The sequence below is a fragment of the Aeromonas sp. 82P genome (genome assembly GCF_051919365.1).
Taxonomy (GTDB): domain Bacteria; phylum Pseudomonadota; class Gammaproteobacteria; order Enterobacterales; family Aeromonadaceae; genus Aeromonas; species Aeromonas veronii.
This window is the reverse complement of the sequence record NZ_JBQBEV010000001.1, coordinates 3,203,593-3,217,511: the sequence shown is the minus strand read 5'-3', so window position 1 is coordinate 3,217,511 and position 13,919 is coordinate 3,203,593. Positions and strand designations below refer to the sequence as shown.

Annotated in this window: 13 protein-coding genes and 1 pseudogene; 6 read left to right on the top strand and 8 right to left on the bottom strand. The window is 58.5% G+C overall.

All coding sequences use genetic code 11. The annotated features are described in order from the left end of the window. Positions 1-94: 94 nt before the first annotated feature. Together tapW and ACTG2S_RS14695 are read right to left on the bottom strand one after the other, a co-directional pair. A pseudogene (gene tapW, locus ACTG2S_RS14700) lies at positions 95-1,233 on the bottom strand (type IVa pilus ATPase TapW). 58 nt (positions 1,234-1,291) lie between these two features. Next, on the bottom strand, positions 1,292-1,648 hold the full coding sequence (locus ACTG2S_RS14695; protein ID WP_005337656.1) for a DMT family protein: 357 nt from the start codon (positions 1,646-1,648) through the stop codon (positions 1,292-1,294). Positions 1,649-1,760: 112 nt separating this feature from the next. On the opposite strand from ACTG2S_RS14695, the gene ACTG2S_RS14690 reads away from it, so the two are divergent. The 3 genes from ACTG2S_RS14690 to ACTG2S_RS14680 all read left to right on the top strand — a co-directional run bounded on the left by ACTG2S_RS14690 (position 1,761) and on the right by ACTG2S_RS14680 (position 4,462). Beyond that, positions 1,761-2,492, top strand: a complete 732-nt coding sequence (locus ACTG2S_RS14690) for a substrate-binding periplasmic protein (RefSeq protein ID WP_043825634.1) — start codon at positions 1,761-1,763, stop codon at positions 2,490-2,492. Between the two features lie 99 nt (positions 2,493-2,591). Then, positions 2,592-3,599, top strand: a complete 1,008-nt coding sequence (gene btuC / locus ACTG2S_RS14685; protein ID WP_043825636.1) for a vitamin B12 ABC transporter permease BtuC — start codon at positions 2,592-2,594, stop codon at positions 3,597-3,599. Between the two features lie 65 nt (positions 3,600-3,664). Beyond that, a complete protein-coding gene (locus ACTG2S_RS14680; protein WP_274160364.1) occupies positions 3,665-4,462 on the top strand; it encodes an ATP-binding cassette domain-containing protein in 798 nt (265 codons plus the stop codon). Between the two features lie 116 nt (positions 4,463-4,578). Here ACTG2S_RS14680 and ACTG2S_RS14675 read toward each other — a convergent pair whose 3' ends face one another. After that, complete coding sequence (locus ACTG2S_RS14675; protein WP_064336455.1) at positions 4,579-5,640, bottom strand: 3-deoxy-7-phosphoheptulonate synthase; 1,062 nt, start codon at positions 5,638-5,640, stop codon at positions 4,579-4,581. Between the two features lie 144 nt (positions 5,641-5,784). On the opposite strand from ACTG2S_RS14675, the gene ACTG2S_RS14670 reads away from it, so the two are divergent. Further along, the gene (locus ACTG2S_RS14670) at positions 5,785-6,165 is read left to right on the top strand and encodes a diacylglycerol kinase (RefSeq protein ID WP_005337641.1); all 381 of its coding nucleotides are present in this window, start codon (positions 5,785-5,787) and stop codon (positions 6,163-6,165) included. Between the two features lie 81 nt (positions 6,166-6,246). Here the strand turns inward: ACTG2S_RS14670 and serA are convergent, their stop codons facing one another. The 5 genes from serA to ACTG2S_RS14645 form a co-directional block, all read right to left on the bottom strand. Continuing rightward, positions 6,247-7,479, bottom strand: a complete 1,233-nt coding sequence (gene serA, locus ACTG2S_RS14665; protein WP_005337639.1) for a phosphoglycerate dehydrogenase — start codon at positions 7,477-7,479, stop codon at positions 6,247-6,249. A gap of 324 nt (positions 7,480-7,803) precedes the next feature. Then, the gene (rpiA, locus tag ACTG2S_RS14660; protein WP_274160278.1) at positions 7,804-8,457 is read right to left on the bottom strand and encodes a ribose-5-phosphate isomerase RpiA; all 654 of its coding nucleotides are present in this window, start codon (positions 8,455-8,457) and stop codon (positions 7,804-7,806) included. Positions 8,458-8,618: 161 nt separating this feature from the next. Next, complete coding sequence (locus ACTG2S_RS14655) at positions 8,619-9,215, bottom strand: 5-formyltetrahydrofolate cyclo-ligase (RefSeq protein ID WP_058059524.1); 597 nt, start codon at positions 9,213-9,215, stop codon at positions 8,619-8,621. 212 nt (positions 9,216-9,427) lie between these two features. Continuing rightward, complete coding sequence (locus tag ACTG2S_RS14650) at positions 9,428-10,762, bottom strand: Na+/H+ antiporter NhaC family protein (protein WP_042083870.1); 1,335 nt, start codon at positions 10,760-10,762, stop codon at positions 9,428-9,430. 423 nt (positions 10,763-11,185) lie between these two features. After that, complete coding sequence (locus ACTG2S_RS14645; protein ID WP_274160277.1) at positions 11,186-12,166, bottom strand: alpha/beta hydrolase; 981 nt, start codon at positions 12,164-12,166, stop codon at positions 11,186-11,188. A 273-nt stretch (positions 12,167-12,439) separates the two neighbouring features. Between ACTG2S_RS14645 and dapB the strand changes: the two genes are divergently transcribed. Both dapB and ACTG2S_RS14635 read left to right on the top strand, forming a co-directional pair. Further along, on the top strand, positions 12,440-13,252 hold the full coding sequence (gene dapB / locus ACTG2S_RS14640; RefSeq protein WP_005347132.1) for a 4-hydroxy-tetrahydrodipicolinate reductase: 813 nt from the start codon (positions 12,440-12,442) through the stop codon (positions 13,250-13,252). A gap of 36 nt (positions 13,253-13,288) precedes the next feature. Further along, a complete protein-coding gene (locus tag ACTG2S_RS14635; protein ID WP_274160276.1) occupies positions 13,289-13,669 on the top strand; it encodes a hypothetical protein in 381 nt (126 codons plus the stop codon). Positions 13,670-13,919 lie beyond the last annotated feature (250 nt).

Here is a 13,919-nt window from a genome sequence, read left to right as displayed (position 1 = left end):
TTGGCAGTGACCTGCGTGAGCTGAGGGCTAAGTCGGGTCAGCCGTGCTGGATAAAGAGAACCCCGGGCGGGTCCGGGGTTCTCGAGGGGACAGGTTAGAAAAAATCGCCCTTCTCGTCCTTGGTGGGTTCGAGACTCCAGCCGGTGGCATCGCTGCTGCTAGCAATCTGCCCCTTCTCCTTCCACAGCTTGATCTTGAGGCGCAGGTTGTTGGCCGAGTCGGCGTTTTTCACCGCCTCTTCTTCCTCAATTACCCCTTCCACTACCAGATCAAACAGGGCACTGTCGAAGGTGACCATGCCGAGGGCCTTGGATTTTTCCATCACCTCTTTGAGACCACCAAATTCGCCGCGCTTGATCATGTCGCGGATGGTGTGGGTGCCAAGCATGATCTCCACTGCGGCCCGGCGGCCGCCATCGGTGGTTTTCACCAGCCGCTGGGAGACAAAAGCCTTGAGGTTGTTGCCCAGATCGTTGAGCAGCTGGGGGCGGCGCTCCTCGGGGAAGAAGTTGATGATGCGATCCAGCGCCTGGTTGGCGTTGTTGGCGTGCAGGGTGGAGATGGCAAGGTGGCCGGTTTCGGAGAAGGCCAGCGCATGCTCCATGGTCTCGCGATCGCGGATCTCGCCGATAAGAATGACGTCCGGCGCCTGACGCAGGGTGTTTTTCAGGGCGGCGTGGAAGCTGCGGGTATCCACGCCAACCTCCCGCTGGTTGATGATGCTCTTGCGGTGGCGATGAACGAACTCCACCGGATCCTCGATGGTAATGATGTGGCCGCCGCTGTTGCGGTTGCGGTGGTCGATAAGCGCCGCCAGCGAGGTAGATTTACCCGAGCCGGTGCCGCCGACAAACAGTACCAGACCGCGTTTCTCCATGATGGTGTCGAGCAGCACAGGCGGGAGTTTGAGATCTTCAAAGCGGGGGATTTCGGTCTTGATGTTGCGGGCCACCAGAGAGACTTCGTTGCGCTGCTTGAAGATGTTGACCCGAAAGCGGCCGATCTGGGGCAGGGAGATGGCAAGGTTCATCTCCAGCTCCTTGTCAAATTGCAGTTTCTGCTCGCCATCCATGATCTCGGCGGCGATCCGCGCCACTTCACCCGGCTCCAGCGGCGTTTCGTTGAGGGGGCGCAGGCCGCCGTTAAACTTGGCGCAGGGGGGCGCGCCGGTCGACAGATAGAGTCTGAGCCATCCTGCTTGGCCAGGATCTGTAACATGTCTCGCAATTCCATTTTTTTGCCTCGTCGATCAATGAGATGCCATGAGCGGGATGATATTGAGTGTACAGCCTCAGGCGCCGGTCAGTTTCTCGCGAAATACAAAAAAGACCGCACCGAGAATGCAGAGCCCTGCCCAGAGATAGTCCCATTTCAGATCTTCTTTGAGATAGAAGATAGAGAAGGGGACGAATACGGTGAGTGTGATCACTTCTTGCAGGATTTTAAGTTGGCCCACGCTCATCACCGTATGGCCGATGCGGTTGGCGGGCACTTGCAGCAGGTATTCGAACAGGGCGATACCCCAGCTCACCAGGGCGGCAATGATCCAGGGTTTATGGTTCATGCTCTTGAGGTGAGCGTACCAGGCGAAGGTCATAAAGACGTTGCTGCAGAGCAGCAGACCGATACTGGTGAAAATCGGGTTCATAGGGTTCTCCTTGAAAATCCGGCGCATTTTATCCCTGAACCACGGGTTTTCATACGTGGTGCGGGAGGGTATTTTTAACCAACAGGATAAGCCGTGCGAGGTATGCGACGGGATGGGCAAGTTATGCGGGATAGTGTTGTTACTGTTATTTGCCATGCCGGTGCGTGCGACCCCGACGCTGACGGTAGCCACCGATCTGTGGCCGCCATTTCGCATCCTGCAAGCGGATGGCCGGTTGCAGGGGCTCGACATGGACATCCTGCGCCGGTTGCAACAGGCGAGCGGCATTGAGTTGCAGGTACGGCGGATGCCGTGGGGCAGGGCGCTCAAGCAGATGCAGACCGGTCAGGTCGATCTGATGATTGGCCTCGCCTATACCGCCGAGCGGGCGCAGTTTATCGACTATCTGCAGCCTGCCTACTACCAGTGCTGGCCCGCGTTTTATGGTCAGCCGGTCAATGTGGCTCGGATCCACCAATACCGCGATCTGCAGGGGGTGAAGGTGGGCTATGTGCTCAACTCCGCCTACTTTGAGCCCTTCAACAGTGACAGTCGCCTCGACAAGCACGGAGTACCCACCGAAGATCAGCTGCTGCGCATGGTGCAGCGGGGTCACCTGCCGCTGATGATTGGCACTGACTGTCAGGTGGACTATGCCCTGAGTCAGGGAAATGCCAGCCGGATAGGCAAGGCGGACTACCGCCCCGCCACGCCGGTGACCCTCTATCTGGGGATGAGCAAGCACTCACCTCACCAGTCGCTGCGCCAGCCCTTGCTGGTGGCGCTGCAAAATCTGGTGGCCAGCGGCGAGATAAGGGTGATGGCAAAGCGTTACCAGCCTTGACCTTGGGTGGCAAGCCACTGTTATTATGCCCTTTTCCTGCTTCCCCCCGGCGCTGCGACCGGGCCGGGGATGAAGCCTTGTTATTGTCGGGGATCCTCCTTGTACCTCTCCCTTATCGCCCGTCAGCAGCGCTGGCAGCGGCGCTGGCTCTGTGGCCTGACGCTGCTGACCCTGCTGCTGTTTCTCTTCTCCCTCGTCTGGGGCGAGTTTGTGCTGCTGCCCTGGCAGCCCCTTGGCGATCTCGAACAGCGCATCCTGCTGGAGCTGCGCCTGCCGCGCGCCTTGCTGGCCCTCTTGGCTGGCGCCGCGCTTGCTTGTGGCGGCGCCGTGTTGCAGGTGATGCTGCACAACCCGGTGGCCGAACCCGGGTTGCTTGGCGTTTCAAGCGGGGCAGGCCTTGCCGCCATGGTGGCGATGGCGGTGGCCAAGTCCCTCGGCCTCTATCTGCCCGGCTGGGGGCTGTCGCTGGCGGCCTTCGGTGGCGCCTTGCTGGTGACCATGTTGCTCATTCGGCTGGCTCGCCGGGCGCGTCTCGGTCATGCCCGCTTGCTATTGTTTGGGGTGGCCATCGGCATCCTCACCAATGCGGCCATGACCTGGTTGATGTACTTTGCCGACGATGGCTCCTTGCGTGAATTCATGTTCTGGATGATGGGGAGCCTCTCTTACGGCAGCCAGCAGTTCGGCTGGTGGTGGCTGGTGCTGCCGCTTACCCTGGGCTGGCTCTGCTGGCAGGGCAAGGCGCTGCAACAGTTGTTGTTGGGGGAGACTCAGGCCCGCCTGATGGGGATGGATGTCGACAAGATGCGGGTGCGGCTGGTGCTGGCGGTCTGTCTGCTGACCGGTGTGGCGGTGTCATTGTGCGGCGTGATCGGTTTTGTCGGGTTGGTGGTGCCCCATCTGCTGCGGCTCTGCGGTGGCAGCGATCAGCGCTTTCTGCTGCCTGCTTCGGCGCTTGGCGGCGGGGCCCTGCTGCTGGCGGCCGATCTGGTTGCTCGATCCACCCTGAGCGCGGGGGAGTTGCCTATCGGCGTCATCACCGCCTCGGTGGGGGCGCCGCTCTTTATCTACCTGCTATTGAGGCAAACTGCCGATGGTGCTGCATGAATATCTGCATGATTTGGTCGGGGCGCGCAGTCTCCTTATTTACCCTTTGTTGAGGCAAGATGCCGATGTCACCCGCTGATCCCATGCCGGTTTCTTCTCGTGCTACTGCGCCGCTGCTGGAGGCGCGCGCACTCGCCATTGCCGGACGGCTCTCTCCCCTAGATATCCGCTGGCATGGTGGCCAGCTGGTGGCGCTGCTTGGCCCCAATGGCAGTGGTAAGTCGACTCTGCTCGGGGCGCTGGCGGGGATTTTACCCGCCGATGGCACAGTGCTGCTGGGGGGGGAAGTGCTTACTGACATGAGTTGGCCCGAGCTTGCCAAACGGCGCGCCATGCTGCCCCAGCGTCAGCCCCAGCTGTTTCATATTCCGGTGTTTCAGGTGTTGAGCCTGGGGTTCGATGAGGCGGTTGCGCCCGCCAGACAGAATGAGGCGATAAACGCACTGTGCGAGGCATTGGAGCTGGAAGCCTTGCTGGCTCGTGACTTCAGCCGGTTGTCGGGGGGCGAGCAGCAGCGGGTGCTGATTGCCCGCACCCTGCTGCAGGTGTGGCCGGGCCTCAATCCGACCGGCAAGGTGCTGCTGCTGGACGAGCCGCTGGCGGGGCTCGACCTGCATCACCAGCTGGCGCTATTGCGGTTGCTGAAAACCCTGGCCGGGCAAGGCTTGCTGGTGGTGCTTGCCATCCACGATATCAATCTGGCCATCGACTGGGCCGACCGCATTCTCTGCCTGCAAGGGGGGGCGGTGGTGCGCGAAGGGGGTGTCGAGCTGGTGGATGAGGCGCTGCTGGAGCAGGTATTCCAGATCCGCACCGACCGCATCGAAGCGGCTGGCCGGGTGTGGTTTATGCCCAGTTTGTAAGTAGGGTGTACAGGAAAGAGCGCGCATGTAGGGTCGATTAGCGAAGCGTAATCGGCCGACAGCAAGAAGAAGAGGCCGGTATCAAAAATATCGGCCCCCTTGGTTTTATTCGCAGTTCAAGCCTGTTTGCTCAGGCGCACCTGCGCCGCTTCGGCCAGCATCGCCAGCAGGGTTTCGGTGTCGCTCCATGACAGGCAGGCATCAGTGATGCTCTGGCCGAAGGTGGCGGCGCAGCCGTTCTCCACATCCTGACGCCCTTCCACCAGGAAGCTTTCTGCCATGATGCCGGCGATGCCGGTACGGCCGCGGCGCAGCTGATCGCAGATATCTTGCGCCACCAGCAGCTGACGGCGGTGATCCTTCATGCTGTTGCCGTGGCTGAAATCGACCACCAGACGCTCCGGCAGGCCCACATCGGCCAACGCTTCACAGGCTTCATCGACACTGGCGGTGTCGTAGTTGGGTCGGTGGCCGCCACGCAGGATCACATGACCAAAGGGGTTACCGGCGGTGCGGTAGATGGTCATCTTGCCGTCCTTGTCCGGCGAATAGAAGATGTGGCTGTGACGGGCGGCGCGCACCGCATCGATGGCGATGCGGGTATTGCCGTCGGTGCCGTTCTTGAAGCCGACCGGGCAGGAGAGGGCCGAAGCCATCTCGCGGTGTACCTGGGATTCGGTGGTACGAGCGCCGATGGCGCCCCAGGTGATGAGGTCGGCAATATACTGGCCAGTCACCATATCGAGGAATTCGGTGGCGGTTGGCATGCCGATCTCGTTGATGTCGACCAGCAGTTTGCGCGCCAGTTTCAGCCCTTCGTTGACGTCGAAACTGCCATCGAGGCGCGGATCATTGATCAGCCCTTTCCAGCCGACGATGGTGCGCGGCTTCTCGAAATAGGTGCGCATCACGATGCAGAGGCTCTCTTTATACTGCTCGCGCAGGGCGTTGAGGCGCTGGGCATACTCGCGAGCAGCAGCGGGATCATGGATAGAGCAGGGGCCGACAATGACCAGCAGGCGCTGATCGTCTCCGGCCAGAATGGCTTCCACTTCGCGACGGGCATCCAGCAGATTCTGGGCAATGGTATCGGTGATCGGAAACGCGTGTGCAAGCTCGCTCGGAGTGATCAGTGACTCCAGGCGACGGGTGCGCAATTCATCTGTGTGAATGGACATACAACTCAAGTCTCGAGTGGGTGGTGTCAGCCGCAAGGGGCGAAAAAGCAAAGAGATAAAATAAAGCAAAAGTCCCCTGATTGAAACCTTGGGGGGCTCTGATAGGATGTGAGGCCAAAATCGATTCCAAATGAGGTAGTTAGCGTGGCAAAGCCAGGGGCAACCGGGGTCACCCGCATCATCAACGCAACCGGTTACAGCATGAAGGGGCTCAAGTCAGCCTGGATTAACGAGGCGGCTTTTCGGCAGGAGCTGATGCTGATCCTGTTGCTGATGCCACTTGCCTTCTGGCTGGGGGATTCTCTCAACCAGATCCTGCTGCTTATCGTCATCAGCTGGCTGGTGGTGATCGTCGAGATCCTCAACTCCGCCATTGAAGCTGTGGTAGACCGGGTTGGCTCCGAGCATCATGAGCTCTCCGGCCGCGCCAAGGATCTGGGCTCCGCCGCCGTTTTTATCGCGCTGGCCCTCAATGCCTTGGTATGGGGGGCGCTGGTAGGTCGCAACCTGTTGGGGTGGTGGTAAGCCACTACGCTGCCTTTAGGTTCTGCTTCATAAAAAAGCCCGTCATCACGACGGGCTTTTTGCTGCGCAGATACGGGTCTATCAGTGGAGGATGCGGGCACGGATGGTGCCGTTGATCTCCTTGAGCTTGGCGAGCGCCTTCTCGCTGTGCTCGGTCTCCACGTCGATCACCACGTAACCGATATGGCTGCTGGTCTGCAGGTATTGACCGGCGATGTTGATCCCCTCTTCGGCGAAGATCTGGTTGATCTGGTTCATCACGCCCGGCTGGTTGCGGTGAATGTGCAGCAGGCGGCTGGAGCCCTTGTGGCCCGGCAGCGACACTTCCGGGAAATTGACGGCGGAGAGGGTGGAGCCGTTGTCGGAGTATTTGACCAGCTTGTTGGCCACTTCCAGCCCGATGTTCTCCTGCGCTTCATGGGTGGTGCCACCGATGTGCGGGGTCAGGATCACGTTCTCCAGCCCACGCAGCGGGCTTTGGAACTCCTCGTCATTGGACTTGGGCTCGACCGGGAAGACGTCGATGGCGGCGCCGGCAATATGGCCGCTCTTGATGACGTCAGCCAGCGCATCGATATCCACCACAGTACCGCGGGCGGCGTTGATGAAGATGGCGCCCGGCTTCATCATCCGCAGTTGCTCGGCACCGATCATGTTCTTGGTGGAGGCGGTCTCCGGTACGTGCAGGCTGATGACGTCAGACATATTGAGCAGCTCGACCATGCTTGGCACCTGGATGGCGTTGCCCAGCGAGAGCTTGTTCTCGATATCGTAGTAATAAACCTTCATGCCGATGCTTTCGGCGATGATGCCAAGCTGGGTACCGATGTGGCCGTAGCCGATGATGCCGAGCTTCTTGCCGCGCGCTTCCACCGAGCGGTTGGCCAGTTTTTCCCACACGCCGCGATGGCACTTGGCGTTTTTCTCGGGGATGCCGCGCAGCAGCAGCAGGATCTCGCCCAGTACCAGCTCGGCGACCGAACGGGTGTTGGAGAAGGGTGCGTTGAAGACCGGAATACCGCGGATCTGGGCCGCTTCCAGCTCGACCTGGTTGGTACCGATGCAGAAGCAGCCGATGGCGACCAGCTTGTTGGCGGCGTCGAGGACTTTCTCGGTGATCTGGGTGCGGGAGCGCAGCCCGATGAAATGGACGTCGCGGATCTGCTCGATCAGCTCCTCTTCGGAGAGCGAGGTCTTGAGATACTCCACACTGGTGTAACCTGCGGCACGAAAGGTCTCTACGGTGTTGGGGTGAACCCCCTCCAGCAGCAGAACCTTGATTTTATCCTTGTCCAACGAAAACTTGGCAGTCATGACGATCCCTCTGTATGTGCAAACGTAAGTGCAGATTTGGTGTGCGAAGAAAACCGTAAAGTAGCAAAAACGTTTGGGAGAGGGAATATTTGTGACGAAAGTCAAATTCTTTGAAGTTATCAACGAATGTTGTAAACATCCGTATGCAACTTGTTGAGGGATAAATAAAAACGGCGCCATCAGGCGCCGTCATTTATTCACAGTGCAATGTTTGGGTCATATCCCATCCCGGGGCTCAATCAACGCCGCTGCTGCGTCAGGGCTGGCAGAGTGGCGCTAGCGTGCGAGGGAGGATGCCGCTGCACTGTGCTGCCGGTGTCGGGATTACTGGGTAATCACGCCGTCCGGCGTACCGATCAGGACCACGTCGGCGCCGCGGGCGGCGAACAGGCCGTTGGTGACCACGCCAACGATGGCGTTCAGTCTCACTTCCAGCGCCTTGGCGTCGGTAATGGCCATGCCTTTTACATCCAGAATGTGGTTGCCGTTGTCGGTGACCACCCCTTCACGCCACACCGGGTTGCCACCCAGTTTGCGGATTTCACGGGCCACGTATTCGCGGGCCATGGGGATCACTTCAACCGGCAGCGGGAACTTGCCCAGCACGTCGACGGTCTTGGTGTTGTCGATGATGCAGATGAACTTATCAGCGACGGCGGCAACGATCTTCTCGCGGGTCAGGGCTGCGCCACCGCCCTTGATCATGTCGCGGGTTGCGTTGATCTCGTCGGCGCCATCCACATAGACGGAGAGGGCCTCGATCTCGTTGAGATCATATACGGTGATGCCGAAGCCCTTGAGGCGCTCGGTAGAGGCCACGGAGCTGGATACCGCCCCCTTGATCTCGTCCTTCATGGTCGCCAGCGCGTCGATAAAGTGGTTGACGGTAGAGCCGGTGCCCACCCCGACGATGGTGCCGGGAACCACATACTTGAGCGCAGCCCAACCGGCCGCCTTCTTCATTTCATCTTGAGTCATGATCGTTCCTTAAGAAAAAAGCGGGCGCATTATATCCAACCCGGTACCCCGTCGCGACCTTGTTGCTCACGTTCCGGGGCAAAAAGAGGGACTTTGTAAATCGTTTGCCTGTTTATTCTGCGTTTGCGCGCACAAAGCCGGGATTGCCTGCCAAAAACAGCCTATTCAAAGCGCCAGCAGTGGCTCGGGGTGATGATCTGGGGCAGCGGCACATCCCACTCCTCTTGCGGGACGGCATCTACCTGCTGGCAGTCGTGGGCAATACCGAGTGGCTTGGGGCCCAACTTGTGCTCATGCCAGATGGCGAGAGTGCGATCGTAGTAGCCGCCCCCCATGCCAAGGCGATTGCCCTGGGCATCAAAGGCGACCAGCGGGGTGCAGATAAGATCGAGCGTGCTGTGGGGCACCACCTGCAGGATATCCAGCTCCGGCTCTTCGATGCCGTAGCGGTTGCGCACCATGGGGCTGGTGGCGGTATAGCGCAAAAAGAGCAGGTGACCCGGAGTAAAGGGGTGGAGCACCGGCAGGTAGACCTCTTTGTGCTGGGCCCACAGCCAATGGATGGTGGGCAAGGGGTTGATCTCCCCGTCATTGGCCAGATAGAGGGCAATGCGTTTGGCGGCGAGGATCTCGGGGTGTTGCTTGAACTGGGCCAGCAGCTGTTGGGCCGCCAATTGCTGCTCGGCCGGACTCAGATTTTTGCGGCGTTGACGAACCAGTTGGCGCAGGGATTGACGTTCGGGTTGGGACTCATGCATGGGGAACCTCTGGTATAGCTGCGCATCGATGGCTTGAACGCGCTCTACCTTAGCACATTCACTCTTGACGTTAAGGGGGACAGGGGAACTCCCGCCCCGGACGGCTGATGCCCGGAACGGTGGGATAAATGCTGGCTGATCCGTTAGTGAGTCAACAAGGGCCAGGGTGTGGCCCCTGTTGACAGCATGTCGGCGCGCCAGCCTCTGGTCTGTTACTTGTCAGCTTTGCCGCGCATCTGGTGCTTCACAAACACTGCAATGAGTGCCGCTACCGCGAGTGCCATCGGGTAGAAACTCATGCTCACTACCGCCAACGGCGACAGGGCGAAGATGGATCCCAGCAGCAGCGCCTGTGCGCCCCAGGGGATCAGACCCTGTACCACGCAGGAGAAAATATCGAGCATGGAGGCGGCGCGGCGCGGGGTGACACCGTGGTGTTCGGCGAGATCCCGAGCTACCTTGCTGGCGACGATAATAGCCACCGTGTTGTTGGCGGTGCACAGGTTGGTGAGGCTCACCACCCCGGCGATGCCGAGCTCGGCGGCTTTCTCGTTCTGTTCACCATTGTGCTCGCGAGTGAAACGGGCAATCAGGGCGCTGATGCGCTCGCTGATCCATGCCAGTCCACCCTGACGCTCCATCAGGGCGCCGAGGCCGCCGATCAGCATGGAGAGCAGGAAGATCTCCTGCATGCCGGTAAAACCCTGATAGATATCCTTGCTGAACTGACCGATGGCGTAGCCGTTGATCATGCCCACCGCTCCGGCGGCCAGAATACCGATCCCCAGCACCACAAACACATTCACCCCGGCGAGCGCCAGCCCCAGGATCAGCAGATAAGGCATCACCTTGAACAACTCGATGGCGCTGCCGCTGGCAGGGGATTCACCCACTGACCCCAGGGTCAGATAGAGCAGGATCACTGCGATGGCGGCAGGGGCCGCAATCTTGAAGTTCTCGCGGAACTTGTCCTTCATCTCGCACCCCTGACTGCGGGTTGCTGCTATGGTGGTGTCGGAGATGATGGAGAGGTTATCGCCAAACATGGCGCCGGAGAGAATGGTGCCTGCCATCAGTACCGGATCGATACCGGCCGCCTGCGCCACGCCCAGCGCCACGGGGGCCACGGCACCTATGGTGCCCATGGAGGTGCCCATGGCGGTAGCAATAAAGGCAGAGATGAGGAACAGCCCGGGCAACAGCGCCCAGCCAGGGATGAGCGACAGGCCCAGCGCCACGGTGGCATCAACCCCGCCGGTGGCCTTGGCCACGCTGGCAAAGGCGCCCGCCAGCAGATAGATAAGGCACATCGCCATGATATTGCTGTGGCCAACCCCCTTGAAGAAGGTCTCCAGATTGCTGTTGAAGCTCTCTTTGCCAAGCAGCAGGGCCAGCATCACCGCAGGCAGGGCTGCAACCGGAGCGGGCAGCTGATAGAAGGCGAATTCGACCCCCTGCAGGGTCAGCCAGGTACCGGTACCGATAAAGAGTGCGAGAAAAACCAGAAGTGGCAACAAGGCCCTGGCACTGGGTTGAGTCTGGATCATGTGTTCCTCTGAAATTGAACAATGACCTCCTGTCATAAACTGCTTTGTACCTGTATCGGATAGGGATAGGGGGAAAACAGGGCGGGCATCCTGCCGCATTGGGGTGCCCACAGTAGTGAGTCAACCTCGCTTGGTCAAGATAGACGTCCAGATGGATAGGTGTTTTTGTTTGATGATTCTGGTGTTGTTGAGATATCCAAAGAATATTCGGAAAAAGAAGTTAGCGCTGTTTATTGTTCATTGCTGTTCTGGCGCAGTCCGCGGGTATCTGGGGGTATCACGTGCCTTTAATAAGGAAAGAGGTAAACGATAAGATCTCTGCATGCCATCTTGGGGATTTCTCCCGCAGCCCTCTCTCTATCTCTACGTGAGCATGGTACGGATATTTCCAGAACGCGTGGACACAAGACCTGGGCTGTGTGGTTACTGTGTCAGTTTCTCCACCGCCTGAACGGCTGTCGCGAGAGCATCCTGTTCCAGCGTCAGCGGAATGTGGCCAATACCGGGCAGCAGGGTGACAGGCCAGGAGATGCCGAGACGTCTTAACTCAGGTTCAAGTTGATCTGTTTGGAAGGCTTCGTCATTTGCACCTGCGATCACGGCGCAGGGGCGTTGCACATTGCGTATGTTCTGCTGATAGTCGCGTTCTGGCTGGAAGTTCGAGGCAAGGTTGAAGGAGTAGGAGGGGGTCAGCAGGGATTTCGCCTCATCATTAAGGGCAAAGTTCAGCACGGTCAGATGGTTGAGTGCGGAAATATGGAAACCGTTGAGGATGCTCAGGGCGATGAGGCGAGGCAAGCCGACACGCACCCAGCCACCGCTGTTGGGCCGGTAGTTGGCGGCGGTGGGGCCGAGATAGGGGGAGAGCAGCAGATAGCTCTCGAACAGCGTTTGTCGCGCACTGCCAGCAACGCGCAGCACAAAGCCACCCCCTGACGAGAAGCCGACGAGTGTTGCAGGCTTGTCGGGGGCTACCGACTTGATGAAATCTTCCAGATCGTCCTCAAGCTGGCCGATGTAGGCAATGGTGCCTTTGTTGCCCGATGCGCCATGGCCGCGAATATCGAGGGCGTAGGCGTCGTATCCCGCTTGCGAAAAGGCGTCCGCCATCTTGTGCATGCTCTGGCTGCTGGCAGAAGAGCCATGAACCAATACCACGCTGCCCTTGACCTTGTTGTTCTTCGTATTGCCCTCTGCGCCATAGTGCCGATAGGCCAACTGCGTGCCGTCACGCGCCGGGTATCTTGAGAGGGGTGGCATATTGCTCCAGTCACTCCCCTTGAAAGGGTCGTTGATGCTGGCCATCGCCGGTGCCGAGCTCGGCCCGCCAAACAGCAGAGCCGCGGCCAGCATGACCAGGGTCAGTGATCCCAACCCCACTGCAAACAGCAATCCTGCGCTCATCCTTGCACCTCGTTTGATATCGACACGGGCGTTGCCCTGATTTTGCTTATGCTGGCATTTCACTCGTTCGAACCTATCAGATGGCACCCGGTCTGCCAAATGATGGAGTGCGACGATGAAAAACGGCCTGTGACCAAAAGGAAGTTCTTGGCCAGCCAGTGTGCGCTGCCGTTGGCGAGCGCAGCAAGGCGTGGTGGCATCATGGCTTTTCAAACCCGGCGCGGGCTGGTAAAACGGTCTCTTTCCATAATTAAAAGAGATGAGAGGGTGGAGATGGACAATCCGATCCGTGTGGCCGTGATGGGCTGTAATGGTCGTATGGGCAAGGTGCTGCTGGAGGCCATCACCAACACCGATGGCGTAGTGGTCGGCGCCGCGCTGGAGCGGCCGGGTTCGGCGGTGATCGGTCTTGATGCCGGTGAGCTCAATGGGCTGGGCCATCTGGGTGTGGCCATCAGCGACAGTCTGGACAAGGTGCGCGATGAGTTTGATCTCATCATCGACTTCACCCGCCCCGAGGTGACCCTTGCCAATCTGGCTTTTGCGCTGGCCCACCACAAGCAGATGGTGATCGGCACCACCGGTTTTGACGATGCAGGCAAGGCCGCCCTGAAAGAGGCGGGCAAGCAGATCGGTATCGTGTTCGCCTCCAACTACTCGGTCGGGGTCAACCTGGTGTTCAAGCTGCTGGAGCAGGCCGCCAAGGTGATGGGGGATTACACCGACATCGAGATCATCGAGGGCCACCATCGCCACAAGGTGGATGCGCCATCCGGTACTGCCCTCTCCATGGGGGAAGTGGTCGCCAAAACGCTGGGTCGGGATCTCAAGGAGTGCGCCGTCTATGGTCGCGAGGGGATCACTGGCGAGCGGGATCGCAACACTATCGGCTTTGCCACCATTCGCGCCGGCGATCTGGTGGGGGAGCATACCGTCATGTTTGCCGATATAGGCGAGCGGGTGGAGATCAGCCACAAAGCTTCAAGTCGCCTGACTTTCGCCAACGGTGCTGTGCGGGCGGGCAAGTGGCTTGGTCAGCAGGGTGCCGGTCTTTATGACATGCAGGATGTGCTCAATCTCAAGTGATGCCTCTGTGCGGCACTTTCGTACTACAGCTACCCAGTGAAAAACCCCGGCTTGCCGGGGTTTTTGCTGTCAGTCAGCCAGAGTTTGTGTAAAAAGACACGCTATCGGCAATTTTTATCTGAATGCCTTATAAATCACACTATTGCGCTATCCGCCAGATTTTCCCTTCCTGAATGTCATCACCAGGTAACAGATTTGAGCATCTTTATGGCGGATAAAGCCATTTTTTTACACGGACTGGAAAAGACTAAAAATTCAAACGCAGAAAAACGTTTTCCAATTTTCATGTTCAATCTTGTCATCATAAAAGCGTTAAATTTGTCATTAATGTTTTTTTGTGTAAAATTAAATGTCATTGTTTTAATTGGTTTTTTTGTTTATTTTTGTCGTTATCGCTGGCTTAATGGCATCTTTTGATGGTGGTTTTTCCTTTTCTTTCGCGGGAGGGGGTTGCAAAGCGATCAAGTGCATAGATAATGGGTAATGTTGCTTTTTTATTGAATTTAGATGCATTTCATTTGAGAAAAGACGTTGAAATGCCACTTTTTTTAAGTAGAATGCGCCCAATTTGCCAGAAATCTGCCGGGTTCGAGTCCTGTCCAAGACCGGAACCGAGCCCGCAACACCCAGGTAAATTGCTGAATTTAAAGCTAAATAACTGGAGGTT

Excerpts from the sequence above, each read along its gene's own strand:
- ACTG2S_RS14695 (WP_005337656.1), bottom strand. The coding sequence starts at position 1,648 with ATGAACCCGATTTTCACCAGTATCGGTCTGCTGCTCTGCAGCAACGTC.
- ACTG2S_RS14690 (WP_043825634.1), top strand. The coding sequence starts at position 1,761 with ATGGGCAAGTTATGCGGGATAGTGTTGTTACTGTTATTTGCCATGCCG.
- ACTG2S_RS14680 (WP_274160364.1), top strand. The coding sequence starts at position 3,665 with ATGTCACCCGCTGATCCCATGCCGGTTTCTTCTCGTGCTACTGCGCCG.
- ACTG2S_RS14675 (WP_064336455.1), bottom strand. The coding sequence starts at position 5,640 with ATGTCCATTCACACAGATGAATTGCGCACCCGTCGCCTGGAGTCACTG.
- serA (WP_005337639.1), bottom strand. The coding sequence starts at position 7,479 with ATGACTGCCAAGTTTTCGTTGGACAAGGATAAAATCAAGGTTCTGCTG.
- rpiA (WP_274160278.1), bottom strand. The coding sequence starts at position 8,457 with ATGACTCAAGATGAAATGAAGAAGGCGGCCGGTTGGGCTGCGCTCAAG.
- ACTG2S_RS14655 (WP_058059524.1), bottom strand. The coding sequence starts at position 9,215 with ATGCATGAGTCCCAACCCGAACGTCAATCCCTGCGCCAACTGGTTCGT.
- ACTG2S_RS14650 (WP_042083870.1), bottom strand. The coding sequence starts at position 10,762 with ATGATCCAGACTCAACCCAGTGCCAGGGCCTTGTTGCCACTTCTGGTT.
- ACTG2S_RS14645 (WP_274160277.1), bottom strand. The coding sequence starts at position 12,166 with ATGAGCGCAGGATTGCTGTTTGCAGTGGGGTTGGGATCACTGACCCTG.
- dapB (WP_005347132.1), top strand. The coding sequence starts at position 12,440 with ATGGACAATCCGATCCGTGTGGCCGTGATGGGCTGTAATGGTCGTATG.